This window comes from Mycobacterium rhizamassiliense (assembly GCF_900157375.1).
Lineage (GTDB): Bacteria > Actinomycetota > Actinomycetes > Mycobacteriales > Mycobacteriaceae > Mycobacterium > Mycobacterium rhizamassiliense.
In genome coordinates, this window is record NZ_LT721901.1 from 4,932,530 (window position 1) to 4,947,036 (window position 14,507).

The 14,507-nt window shown below is 70.3% G+C and carries 1 protein-coding gene (cut by a window edge); it reads right to left on the minus strand.

Features of this window, described 5'->3' with window-relative positions; translation table 11 throughout:
* Nucleotides 1–14,507, minus strand: partial view of a non-ribosomal peptide synthetase gene (locus tag MRAB57_RS23695; RefSeq protein ID WP_077089502.1) — the 3' end only. 16,684 nt of this gene lie beyond the right edge of the window; 14,507 of the gene's 31,191 nt are visible here — the last part of the coding sequence; its start codon lies off the right edge, out of view — the gene reads right to left on this strand; its stop codon occupies nucleotides 1–3.

Genomic DNA, 14,507 nt, shown 5'->3' on the forward strand with positions numbered 1-14,507 from the left:
TTACCCGGCGCGCTCGTCTCCGAGCTGGCCGTCGGGACGCCTGACCTCAACCCAGCCGTCAGAGGCGAATTCGAGTTCGAGCTCCACATGCAGCAACAACTGCGCGAGGTGCTTGGCGTACATCCTGACCGACTCGGCGGCCAGCATCTCGTTGTGCGTGCAGTCGATCGAGTGCGTCCTGACGTCGCCGAAAACGTAGGGGCGCCAACTCTGCGAAAGATACGAACTGCGATTGTCCGCACCCTGCACCGCGGACAGGATCGTCATGTCGCCATAGAAGACGCCCGGCTGATGCGAGCGGTACAGCGCCACATTGCTCTTCAGGTTCTCGACAAGCGTGTCGAAGAACTGCTCGTACCGGGACAGGTCGATGGCGCCGAGCTCGCGTAGCAATTCGTCCGTCTGCTGGTAGGTCAGCGGCTCCTCGTGTTCCGCGCCATTTCCGTCGGAAATCAGCTCCGGCACAGCGATTCTGCCGTCCAGGCCGGGTTGCGCGTCGAGCAGGATCAGGCGCGCGACCACCCCGCCCCGCCGCTGCAGCTCGACGGCGACCTCATGGGCGACGACACCGCCGTAGGACCAGCCGAGCAGGTTGTAGGGCCCGCTGGGATAGATCTCCTGGATCCTGTCGGCGTAGTTCGCGGCCATCTCCGGAATCGACAGCGGCTCGGGTTCTTCGCCCCGCCGGGCCTGTTGAATGCCGATGATCGGGCAGTCCACGTAGTCGCCGAGGACCTGGTAGGGCCAGCTGACGCCCCCGGCGGGATGGAGGCAGAACAGCGGTACGCCAATGCCTTCCCGCAGCATCTGAACGGGAACGATCTCTCGGGTAGCGGAGGAGTGTATCGCCAGCCGCCGAGCCAGCCGCCGCACGGTGGGCAGGTCGAACAGGGTGCGCACCGCGAGGTCGGCGTTCAGGTTGGAGTTGATCATCGCGATCAACCGCATCGCCGAGAGCGAGTCACCGCCCAGATCGAAGAAGGAGTCGTCGATGCCGACCAGCTCCAGCCCGAGGACCTGCGCGTAGATGTCGGCCAGGATCTCTTCGACGGCGTTGGTGGGCGCGCGATATCCCGCACCGAGGTACTCCGGTGCCGGCAGGGCCCGGGTGTCGAGCTTGCCGTTAGTCGTCAGCGGCATGATGTCGAGCGCCACCAGCGCCGCCGGGACCATGTAGGCCGGCAACCGGTCGGCGAGCTGACCGCGCAACTCGACCGGATCCGCCGTGCCGGTGACGTACCCGACCAATCGCTTGTCGCCGGGGCGGTCCTCGCGGGCGATCACGACCGCTTGGCGCACGCCGTCCAGCTTGCTCAGTGCCGACTGAACTTCGCCGAGTTCAATGCGGTAGCCGCGGATCTTGACCTGCTCATCGGCACGGCCCAGGTAGCGCAGCTGCCCGTCGGCGCCCCAGGACACCAGGTCACCGGTGCGGTACATGCGGGCTCCGGGCTCGCCGAAGGGGCAGGCCACGAACCGCGACGCGGTCAGCTCGGACCGGCCCACGTATCCGCAGCCGACCCCGTCGCCGGCCACATACAGCTCGCCGACCGCCCCGACCGGCACCGGCCGCAGCCAGCCGTCGAGCACGAACAACGCCGCGCCCGACACCGGCGAACCGATGGGCGGTGCACCCGATCCCGCGGTGAGCGGCGCGCTGATCGCCACGCACATCGTGGTCTCGGTCGGGCCGTAGGCATTGACCATCACCCGGCCCGGCGCCCAGCGATCGACGACCTCCGCTGGGCAGGCCTCGCCGACGATCACCAGCGACACCGACTCCAGGCCCTCGGGCGAGAGCGTCGCCACCGCCGACGGCGTCTGGGTGAACACGCTGACCTGTTCGCCGATCAGCAAGGCCTGCATGTCTTCCGGTGACCGCGCCACCGACTCGGGCACCACGACCAACCGGCCGCCGCGCAGCAGCGCGCCGAAGACCTCCCACACCGACACGTCGAACGAGTACGAGTGAGTCTGCGTCCAGATACCCGCGGCCGGCAGGCCGGCGTCGAGCGTGCCGAGCAGCTGGGTGGCGTTGTGGTGCGTGATCGCCACGCCCTTGGGCACACCGGTGGTACCCGACGTGTAGATGATGTAGGCGATGCTGTCGGCGTCGGGCGCCGGCAGCGGCGTGCACGGGTAGGCCTCGACCTGCGCTTCCTCGATGTCGATGACCGTCAGCTCGGACCCGTCCAGCCGGGATCGCAGGCCCGCTGTCGTGATCGCGGCGATCGGAGCCGAGTCCTCGAGCATGAACTTGATCCGGGCCAGCGGGGCCGTCGGGTCGATCGGCAGGTATGCGGCCCCGGTCTTGAGCACGGCCAGGATCGCCACGACCGCCTCGGCCGACCGCGAAAACAGCAGCGCCACAGACTGTCCCGGGCCGGCGCCCTGGCCGGCCAGCAGGTGCGCCAACCGGTTGGCGGCCTCGTCCAGCTCGCGGTAGGTCATGGACTGCCCCGACCAGCTGATCGCCACCTCGTCCGGCCTGCGGGCCAGCTGCGTGGCGAACAGTGCCGGGATCGACACCGGCGTGGCCGCCGGCTTCGTCAGCAGCGCCCGGTTGCCGAACTCGTCCAGCCGCGCGTGCTCCGGCTCGTCGAGCAGGTCCACCGACGAGAGCCGCCGGGTCGGGTCGTCGGTCATCGCCAGCAGCACGTGTTGCATCCGGTCGATCAGCGCATCGATGCTGCCCTCGTCGAAGACGGCGGTGTCATATTCGACGCGCAGCGCCAGCTCGGCGCCGGGCTGCGCCTGGACCGTCAGCGGATAGTGGTTGTATTCGCGGACCGTGGCGTCGGTGACGGCCAAGCCGGGATTGCCCGCCAGCGCTTCGGCGTTCACCGGGTAGTTCTCGTAGGCGAAGAGCGTGTCGAACAGCTTTTCGTGGCCGGTGATGCGATGCATCTCGCTCAGCGCGAGGTGCTGGTGCTCCAGCGTCTCGTTGTGGGCGCTTTGCAACCCGTCGATCAGGGCGGCCGTGGTGGTCGCCGCGGTGAGGTTCGCCCGCACCGGGACGGTGTTGATCATCAGGCCGACAATCGAATCCGCCCCGGGCACGTCGGCCGGGCGGCCCGACACCGTGGTACCGAACGCGACGTCCTGGTGGCCGGTCACCCAGCCGAGCAGTTGCGCCCAGGCGGCCTGCAACACGACGTTCATCGTGGTGTGCGACGAGCGCGCGAGGTCGCCGAGCGCTCGCGTCGTCTCGGTGGGCACGCCATACGATTTGACGCCCCGGGCCCCGAGCCTGGTGCGTTGCGGCGGTCCGACCAGTGTCGGAATTTCAAAGCCCGCCAAGGTATTACGCCAGGCATCGCGGGCCGCGTCCACGTCGCGGCCGGCCAGCCAGGAGACGAACGCCCGGTAGGGAACCGCCGCGGGGAGCCGCTGTCCGCTGAAGCTGGCGAAGATCTCGGCCAGCAGGATCGGCAGCGACCAGCCGTCGAGCACGATGTGGTGCACGGTCAGCACCAACCGGTACCGCTCCGCGTCGATGCGGACCAGTGCGGCGCGGGTGGCCGGCTGGTCGGCGAGGTCGTAGACCGCTGCGCGTTCCGCGGCGCACAGCCGCTGGATCCGCTCGTCGGGATCGGCGTTGCCGTCCAGAGCGGCTTCGGCATCCAGATCGATCGTGCGCCAGACCATTTCCGGGTCCGCCGGGATGATCTGCACGGGTTCGTCGAACTGCTGGCTGAACCGGGCCGCCAGGTTCGGATGCCGGGCCACCACTGTGTGCAGCGCGTCGCGCAGGCGCTCGGTGTCGAGGGCGCCGGTGAAGCCGAATTCCAGCTGGATCGCGTACAGGTGGTCGTCGCCGAAGCCTTGCGCGGTGTTGGCGTGGAACAGCAGCCCCTGCTGCAGCGGGGTGAGCGGCAGGATGTCGGCGATGTCGTAGTGCCGCTGCAGCTCGTCGATCTGCGGCTGGTCGAGGCGGGCGGGCGCGACGTCGGAGGGTGTGAGTCCTCCCCCGCCGCTTCGCACGTGCGCGCAGATCCCGGTCAGGGCCTCGAACCACAGCCGGCTCAGGTGGCGCGCCTGTGACTCGTCGAATGCCGAAGGGGCCCAGGCCCATTCGGCCTGCAGCCGCGGCCCATCGCCGGCGTCGACGGTGCCGGCGTTGAGCTCCACGGTGTGCATCAGCGGCATGGAGACCGCCGTCGCCAGGCCGGTGACCGATGCGCCGTCCTGGCTGATCTGCCAGCCCAGGCCGGCGCCCTCGGCACTCTGGGCACCCATCCGCCCGAAGTAGTTGAACCCGATCGGTGGGTCGGACGCGTCCAGATCGACATCGGCATTCAGGTAGCGCAGCAGGCCATAGGTCAGCCCATCGGGCAGGGCGCGAAGCTGCTCTTTGGCGTCCTTGAGCACCGCACCCAGCCCCGGTGCACCGGTGACCACGTGCGACCAGTCGAGGCCGCCCACGGCCAGCGCGACCGGGTACTTGGCGGTGAACCACCCGACGGTCTGCGACAGGTCGACGCTCGCGCCCAGTTCCTCCTGGCGCCCGTGGCCCTCGACGTCGATGCCGATCGGCGCCCCGCCGTTGCCCAGGAACTCCGACCACGCCAAACCGAAGGCGATCAACAGGATGTCGTGGATGCCGGCATGGAAGGCCGCGGGTGCCTCACCCAACAGCGTGCGGACCGTGTCGGAGTCGTCCAGCGACACCGACAGGTGTCCGGCGTTGGCGTAGGTGTCGACCTCGGGCCGCACGGCGGGCAATGCGGCGGGGATCTCCGCCACCCGCCGCCACGCGTCCGCATGCGCGACGACCTCGGCACTGTGGGCCTGTTCGGAAAGCAGTGACGCCCAGCGGGCGAACGACGTTCCCGCCACCGGCAGCTCGACGGGTTGTCCGCCACGGTGCAGGGCCCACGCAATGTTGAGGTCCTTCAACAAGATCCACCAGGACACCGCGTCGACGGCCAGGTGGTGGACGATGAGGACCAGCTGGCGGGTGGATGCCACCCACAGCGCGCTGAGCATCACGCCGCCGGCCGGGTTCAGCCGCGACCGGGCGCTCATCACCGCTTCGTCGGACAACTCGTCGACCGCGTGCACCAGGTTTGCCGCGTCCACGGCGCCCGCGTCGGGCACGGTCAGCGACCACTCGCCCGCCGCGTCGTCGATGCGCAGGCGCAGCATCGCGTGCCGATCCACCAAGGCCTGCAACACGATTGCCGCGTCGGCCTCGGTCGCCTCGGCCGGGGCCTGCACTACGACGGTCTGGTTGAACTGTTCGATCGGGCCGTCGACGGTCTCCAGCCAGCGGATGATCGGGGTCGCCGATAGCGGTCCCACGCCCTCGTCGACCACGCCGGCCTCGTCGTCGGCCAGACCGGTGACCGAGGCCAGCCGGGCCACGGTCTGCTCGACGAACACGTCGCGCGGACGGCACGTCAGGCCCGCGGCGCGGGCCCGCGCGACGACCTGCATCGACAGGATGCTGTCGCCGCCCAGTTCGAAGAAGGAGTCGTCGACGCCGACACGTTCCAGCCCAAGGACTTCGGCGTAGATGCCGGCCAGGATCTCCTCGACCTCGGTGCCCGGCGCGCGATAGTGGTCGGCGTCGCGGTACTCGGGTGCGGGCAGGGCTCGCCGGTCGAGTTTTCCGTTGGGGGTCAACGGCAGATCCGCCAACGCGACGATGGCCGCGGGGACCATGTAGCCGGGCAGTCGCTGACCCAACTCGGCACGCGCCTGTGCCGGGTCCACGGTGCCGGTGACATAACCCACCAGTCGCTTGTCCCCGGGGCGGTCCTCGCGGGCGATCACCACCGCCTGCTCGACGCCGTCGACCGCGGCCAGCGCCGCCTGGACCTCGCCGAGTTCGATGCGGTAGCCGCGGATCTTGACCTGCTCGTCGGCGCGGCCCAGGTACTGCAGCTGCCCGTCGGCGCCCCAACGCACCAGGTCGCCGGTGCGATACATCCGATCGCCGGCCTCGCCGAACGGGCATGCGACGAAACGCGTTCCGGTCAACGGGGCCCGGCCCGCGTACCCGTACCCGACTCCGGCGCCGGCGACGTACAGCTCACCGACCACACCCGCGGGCACCGGGCGCAGCCACTTGTCGAGCACGAACAGCGCAGCACCCGGGGCGGGCGAACCGATCGGTGCCACACCCGAGCCCGCCCGCAGCGGCGCACTGATCGCCGCGTACACCGTGGCCTCGGTCGGGCCGTAGGCGTTGATCATCACCCGGCCCGGTGCCGCCCAGCGGTCCACCAGCTCGGTCGGGCAGGCCTCACCCGCGACGACCAATGCCATGCCGTCCAGCCCCTCGGGCGACAACATGCCCGTGGCAGAAGGTGTTTGGTTCAACACGGTCACCTGCTCGGCGACCAGCAGCGCGTGCAGGTCTTCGGGCGAGCGCGCGACGTCTTCGGACACCACGACCAACCGCCCGCCGTGCAACAGCGCACCGAAGATCTCCCACACCGACACGTCAAAGGACAACGAATGCCACTGCGACCACACTCCCGGCGACGGCAGAACGCTGCCGATCGACGAAAGTAGCTGCGTCGCATGGCGATGCGCGATGGCCACGCCCTTGGGCACACCGGTGGTTCCCGAGGTGTAGATCAGGTAGGCGATGTCGTCCGGTGCGGGTGCCGGCAACGGCGTGCTCGGCTGGGTTGCCACGACGGAATCGTTGATGTCGATGACGGCGAGACCGGTTGCGCCGAAGCGGCCGGCGTACTCGGCGGTGGTCACCGCGGCGACAGGTGCGGCGTCCTCGACCATGAAGCCGATCCGCGCCTCGGGCAGGGCCGGGTCGATCGGCAGATAGGCCGCCCCGCTCTTGAGCACCGCCAGGATCGACACGATCGCCTCGGCCGACCGCGAAAACAGCAGCGCCACAGACTGTCCCGGGCCCGCGCCGCGTTCGGTCAGCAGATGCGCCAACCGGTTCGACGCCACGTCGAGCTCCGCGTAGGTCAGCGAACGGTCGCCGCAGACCAGCGCCACCGCGTCCGGCGTGGCCGCGACCTGCTCGGCGAACAACGCGGGAATCGACGCCTCGGCGGCCGGCTGAGCCAGCACCGCCCGGTTCCCGAACTCGTCGAGCCGGGCGCGCTCGCCGTCGTGCAGCAGATCCACCGCCGACAACGACCGCGTGGGATCGGCGGTGACCGCCAGCAGCACCCGCTGCAGCCGCTCGATCAACGTCTCGATGCTGAGCGCGTCGAACACGTCGGTGCGGAACTCCACTCGCCCGCCGATTCCGGCGGGTTCACCGGAGTCGGTCCAGTTTTCGCCGAGGGAGAACACCAAATCCATTCGGGCGGACTGGGTGTCCATCGGCAGCGGCGTGACCTCCAGGTCGCCCAGGCCCATCGCGGCGGCGGGATCATTGGTCTGCCCCGGGAAGTTTTGCCAGGCCAACATCACCTGCACCAGCGGGTGATGGGTCAGCGACCGGCTCGGGTTGAGCCGCTCGACCAGCACCTCGAAGGGCACGTCCTGGTGCTCGTAGGCGGCCAGGCTGCGCTGGCGCACCTGCTCCAGCACGTCGGTGAAGTTGCCGCCGTCGGCGAGCTCGACGCGCAGCACCAGCGTGTTGACGAAGAAGCCGATCAGGTCGTCCAGCGCGGGGTCGCGTCGTCCGGCGATCGGGAAGCCCACCGCCACATCGGAACTGGCGGTGACATTCGACAGCAGCACCGCCAGGGCGGCCTGCACCACCATGAAGCCGGTCGCGTTGTGCTCCCGGGCCACCAGGGCAACCTGTCGCTGCAACGCGGCGGGCCAGTTGACCTCGACGGTGGCACCGCGCTGGTCGGCCACCAGCGGGTAGGGCCGATCGGTGGGCAGCTGCAGCCGCTCGGGCATTCCGGCCAGCGCCTCTTCCCAGTACGCCAGCTGCGCGGTGACCGGGCTCTGCTTGTCGTCGAGCTCACCCAGCTGCGCGCGCTGCCACAGCGTGTAGTCGACGTACTGCACCGCCAGCGGAGTCCAGCCGGGGACGTGGCCCGCGCACCGGCTGGCGTAGGCCATGCCGATGTCGCGCACCAGCGGGGTCAACGACCACCCGTCGGCGGCGATGTGGTGTACCACCGCCACCAACACGTGCTCGTCCTGGCCCGTGTTGAAGAGTGTTGCCCGCAGCGGTATTTCGGCCGACAGGTCGAACGTGTGGCGAGCGACGGCGCCGATGGCCTCGTCGAGCCGGCCCGCGGGCCATCCGGTGGCGTCGACGACGTCCCAGCCGAAGGCGGCGGCGCTGACGGGCAGGATCACCTGCTGGGGCGTTCCGTCGACCGTGACGAACAGCGTGCGCAGGCTCTCGTGGCGCGCCACGACGTCGCCCAGCGCCGCGCCCAGCGCGTCGGCGTCGAGCCGTCCGCTCAGCCGCATCGCCGTCGCGATGTTGTAGACCGGCGACGGGCCCTGCAGCTGATCCAGGAGCCACAACCGCTTCTGCGCGAACGACAACGGAATCACCGCCGGGCGCTCGCCGGCCACCAACGCGGGCAGGCCGCCCGTGCCCTCGCCGATGCGCGGCGACAACTGGGCCACCGTGGGCGACTCGAACACGGCGCGCACCGCAAGGTTGGACTCGAAGCTGGTGTTGATGGCCGCAACCAGGCGCATCGCCGAAATGCTGTCCCCGCCAAGGTCGAAGAAGGAGTCGTCGATGCCGACGCGGTCGACACCGAGCACCTCGGCGTAGATGCCTGCCACGATGCCCTCGACGGCGTTACCGGGCGCGCGGTACCGATCGGAGTCGCGATACTCCGGCGCCGGCAGCGCGCGGACGTCCAGCTTGCCGTTGACGGTCACCGGCAGCGTGTCGAGCGCCACCACGGCCGTCGGCACCATGTAGGCCGGCAGCCGCTCGGCCAGCGCGGCACGCGCCTCGGCCACGTCGGCGGTCCCGGTCACGTAGCCGACCAGTCGCTTGTCGCCGGGACGGTCCTCGCGGGCGATCACAACCGCCCGGTCCACCCCGTCCAGGGTGGCCAGGGCCGCCTGGATCTCACCGAGTTCGATGCGGTAGCCGCGGACCTTGACCTGGTCGTCGGCGCGGCCCAGGTATTGGAGCTGGCCGTCGGCGGCCCAGCGCACCAGGTCGCCGGTGCGATACATGCGCTGTCCGGGCTCGCCGAACGGGCACGCCACGAAGCGCGACGAGGTCAACCCGGCGCGGCCCAGGTACCCGGACGCCACACCGTGGCCGGCCACGTACAGCTCGCCGACCATGCCGGCCGGCAGCGGCCGCAGCCACTCGTCGAGCACGAACAGCGCAGCCCCCGGCACCGGTGCACCGATCGGGGGTGCGCCCGATCCGGGCGCCAGCGGCGCACTGATCGTGGCGTACACCGTTGTCTCGGTGGGGCCGTAGGCGTTGACCATCACGCGCCCGGGCGCCCAGCGGTCCACGACCTCGGGCGGGCAGGCCTCGGCGGCGATCACCAGCGAGGCGGATTCCAGGCCCTCGGGCGACAGCACGCCGACGGCCGACGGGGTCTGGCTCAACACGGTGACCCGCTCGGCGACGAGCAGGCTGTGGAAGTCCTCCGGCGATCGGGTCACGGATTCGGGCACCACGACCAGACGTCCGCCGTGCAGCAGCGCGCCCCAGATCTCCCACACCGAGTAGTCGAAGGCGTACGAGTGGCACTGCGTCCACACCTGGCCCGGCCCCATGTCCAGGCCGACGTCGAGCGAGTCGAACAGCCGGGTGACATTGCGGTGGGTGACGGCGACGCCCTTCGGCGCGCCCGTCGTGCCCGAGGTGTAGATGATGTGGGCGATGTCGCCGGCCGCGGGCACCGGCAGCGCGGTGCTGGGTTGGGCCGCGACGGCCGGGTCGTTGACGTCGACGACCGAAAGCCGGTGCCCGTCAAGCGGTTCCGCCCATTCCGCGGTGGTGACGACGGCGATCGGCGCGGCGTCGCCGAGGACGAAGTCCAGCCGGGCCGCGGGGACCGCGGGGTCGATCGGCAGGTAGGCCGCCCCGGTCTTGAGCACCGCCAGGATCGACACGATCGCCTCGGCCGACCGCGAAAAGAGCAGCGCCACAGACTGTCCCGGGCCCGCCCCACGTTCGGTAAGCGCGTGCGCCAACCGGTTCGACGCCACGTCGAGCTCCGCGTACGTCAGCGACCGGCCGTCGCAGACCAGAGCGACGGCATCCGGGGCCGCGGCCACCCGCTCGGCGAACAACGCCGGGATCGAGGCGTCGGCCGCCGGCTTCGCGAGCACGGCCCGGGCACCCCACGCGTCGAGCTGGGTGCGCTCGTCGGCGTCCAGCACGTCGATCGACGACAGCCGCCGGGCCGGGTCGGTGGTCATGGCCACCAACACCCGCTGCAACCGTTCGATCAACGCGTCGATGCTGCCCGCATCGAAGACGTCGGTGTCGTATTCGACGCGCAGCGCGATCTCGTCGCCGGGCTGGGCCTGCAGCGTCAGCGGGTAGTGCGTCGATTCCCGGGTGGCGACGTCGGTGATGGCCAGGTCGTGGTCACCCGCCAGCGCCTCGGAATCGATCGGGTAGTTCTCGAAGGCGAACAGGGTGTCGAACAGCTTGTCCTGACCCGCGACGCGGTGAATCTCGTTGAGCGCCAAGTGCTGATGCTCGAGGGTGTCGTTGTAGGCACCCTGCAGCTGCTCGATCAGGTCCGCGGTGGTGGTGGCGGCGGTGATGTTGGCGCGCACCGGCACCGTGTTGATCATCAGGCCCACCATCGATTCCGCGCCGACCACTTCCGGCGGCCGGCCCGAGACGGTGGTGCCGAACACGACATCGTGCTGGCCGGTGAGGCCGCACAACAGCTGCGCGAAGGCGCCCTGCAGCACCGTGTTGACGGTGGTGCGGCACGAGCGGGCCAGGTCGCTGACGGCGCGGGTGATTTCGGCCGGCAACCGGAATGCCTTGACGCTCTGCTCCCCCGGCTTCAGCCGGTCCTGGGGGCTGACCAGTGTGGGGGCGTCCAGCCCCGCGAACACCTCGGCCCAGGCCGCGCGGGCCGCGTTGCGGTCGCGGGCGGCCAGCCAGCTGACGAAGTTGCGGTAGGGCGCCACCGCGGGCAATGCGTGCCCGTAGTAGCCGGCGAAGATCTCGCCCAGCATGATCGGCATCGACCAGCCGTCGAGCACGATGTGGTGGTTCGTCAGCACCAGCCGGTGCCGCTCCGGCGCGGTGCGGATGAGCGCGACCCGGAACGCGGGCTGTCCCGCGAGGTCGCAGACCGCTGCGCGCTCGGCCGCGCAGATAGCCTGGATATCCGTTGTGCTACTGCCGGTTTCGGTGCCGAGGTCGACGACGTGCCATGCCAACACCGGGTCGGCGGGGATGATCTGCACCGGCTCGTCGAACTGCGGGCAGAACCGGGCGACCAGGTTCGGGTGCCGGTTGACCATGGTGCGGACCGCTTCGCACAGGCGATGTTCGTCCAGCGGCCCCGCGATGCTGATGTCCAGCTGTCCCGCGTACAGGTCGCCGGTGGCCCCGGATGCGTTGGCGTGGAACAACAATCCCTGCTGCACCGAGGTCAGGGGCAGCACATCGGCGATGCCCTGTTCGCGCTGCAGCTGGTCGATCTGCTGTTGGCTCAGGCGCGCCGGCGCGATGTCGGACGGCGTCAAACCGCCGCCGCCGGAGCGCACGTGGGCGCAGATCCCGGCCAGGGCCTCGAACCACAGGCGGCTCAGCCTGCCGATCTGCTCCTGGTCGAGCGCCGACGGCGCCCAGGTCCAATTGGCGTGCAGCTGCGGGCCCGCCTCGGTGTCCATGGCGACCGCGTTGAGCTCGAGGGTGTGCATCAACGGCATCGGGATCGCGGCGGCCACGCCGGTGACCGAGGCACCTTCCTGGCCGACGCGCCACAGCTCGTCGGAGAGCTCGACCCCGCCGCCCGGGCGGCCCAGGTAGTTGAACCCGATGGTCGGGTCGGCGCCATCGAGGTCCACGTCGCCGTTCAGGTAGCGCAGCAATCCGTACGTCAACGGCTCGGGCAGTGAACGCAGCTGCTCCTTGGCGCGCTTGATCGCGGCGCCCAGCGCGGCGTCGCCGGCCTGCACCTGCGACCAGGCCAGGTCGTTAATAGCCAGCGATACCGGGTATTTGGCGGTGAACCAGCCCACGGTGCGGGCCAGGTCGGCCTCGGCGGCGACGTCCTCGTGCCGGCCGTGACCCTCGACGTCGATGGCGACCGGCGCGTCGCCGGCGTCGACGAATTCCCTTACCGCCATGCCGAAGGCGATCAACAGGACGTCGTTGATGCCGGCGTGGAACGCCGCCGGAACCTCACCCAACAGCATCCGGGTGGTCTCGGCGTCCAGTTCCGCCGACAGGTGCCCGGCCGCGGCGAAGGTGTCCACGGCGGGTTGCACCGCGGGCAGCGCGGCGGGAGTGGCCGCGATCTCCTGCCACGCGTCCGCGTGCCGCGCGACGTCCGGGCTTTGCGCGTAGTCGGCCAGCAGCGCCGACCACCGGGCAAACGACGTCCCGCCCGCCGGCAGCGCCACCGGCTGCCCCGATCGGTGCTGGGCCCAGGCGATGTTCAAGTCCTCCAACAGGATTCGCCACGACACGCCATCGACGGCCAGGTGGTGCACGATGACCACGAGCTGACCGGTGGAGCTGGCCCACAACGCGCTGAGCATCGCCCCGCCCGCGGGGCTCAACCGCGACCGCGCCGCCACCAGCGCCTCGTCGGACAGCGCGTCCACCGTCTGTAGGCACGAGCCGGCGCTCACCGTTCCCACGTCCGGGATGCTCAACGACCATCCCCCGGCACCGTCGTCGTCGACGCGCAGCCGCAGCATGGCGTGCCGATCGATCAGGGCCTGCAACACGACCACCACGTCGGCCTCGGTGACTCCGGCGGGAGCCTGCACCAGCACGGTCTGGTTGAACTGCTCGACCGAACCGTCAACATTGTTCAGCCACTTGATGATTGGGGTGGCCAGCACCGGGCCCAGTCCCTCGTCGTAGACGGCGGCTTCGCCATCGGCCACACCAGCCACCCGGGCCAGCCGGGCCACGGTCTGCTCGACGAAGATGTCGCGCGTCTTGCAGACCAGGCCCGCGGCGCGGGCGCGGGTGACGACCTGCATCGACGAGATGCTGTCGCCGCCGAGGTCGAAGAACGAGTCGTCGACACCGACTCGCTCCAGCCCGAGGACCTGGGCGTAGATGCCGGCCAGGATCTCCTCGACCGCGTTGGCCGGGGCCCGGTACCGATCGACGTCCTGGTACTCCGGTGCCGGCAGGGCACGGGTGTCGAGCTTTCCGTTGGGCGTCAGCGGCAGGGTCTCGATGCCCACCACCGCGCCCGGCACCATGTACGACGGCAGCCGGTCGGCCACCGCGGTCCGCACCGCCGCCGGGTCTGCGCCCCCCGTGACGTAGCCAACCAGGCGCTTGTCACCGGGCCGGTCCTCGCGCGCGATCACCACGGCCTGCTCGACGCCGTCGACGGCCGACAGCGCGGCCTGGACCTCGCCGAGTTCGATGCGGTAGCCGCGGAGCTTGACCTGCTGATCGGCGCGGCCCAGGTATTGGAGCTGCCCGTCGGCACCCCAGCAGACCAGGTCGCCGGTGCGATACATCCGCTCGCCGGGCTCGCCGAACGGGCACGCGACGAACCGGGAGCCCGTCAACGCCGATCGTTTCCAATAGCCACCGGCCACACCGGCGCCAGCGACGTACAACTCGCCGACCACACCGGCGGGCACCGGGTGCAAGTGCGTGTCGAGCACGAACAGCGCCGCACCCGGGACGGGCGAACCGATCGGGACCACGCCCGAGCCCGCCCGCAGCGGCGCACTGATCGCCGCGTACACCGTGGCCTCAGTCGGGCCATAGGCGTTGATCATCACCCGGCCCGGTGCCGCCCAGCGGTCCACCAGCTCGGTCGGGCAGGCCTCACCCGCGACGACCAATGCCATGCCGTCCAGCCCCTCGGGCGACAACATGCCCGTGGCAGAAGGTGTTTGGTTCAACACGGTCACCTGCTCGGCGACCAGCAGCGCATGCAGGTCTTCCGGCGAGCGGGCGGCCTCTTCGGAGACCACGACCAGCCGGCCGCCGTGCAGCAGCGCGCCGAAGATCTCGAACACTGACACGTCGAAGGACAGCGAGTGCCACTGCGACCACACGCCGGGCGACGGCAGATCGGCGTCGAGCGACGCCAGTAGCTGGGTGGCGTTGCGGTGTGTCACTGCAACGCCTTTGGGGACACCGGTGGTGCCGGAGGTGTAGATGAAGTACGCGATGTCGTCCGCGGTGGGTGCCGGCAGCGGGGTGCTGTCCTGGGCCGCGACGGCGGGGTCGTCGACGTCGATGACCGGCACGCCCAGGCCGTCGAGCCGTTCGGCCAGCGCGGCGGTGGTGATCGTCGCGACGGGCGCGGCGTCCTCGAGGACGAAGCCGATGCGCGCTTCCGGCAGGGCCGGGTCGATCGGCAGATAGGCCGCCCCACTCTTGAGCACCGCGAGGATCGACACGATCGCCTCGGCCGACCGCGAAAACGTCAGGGCGACAGATG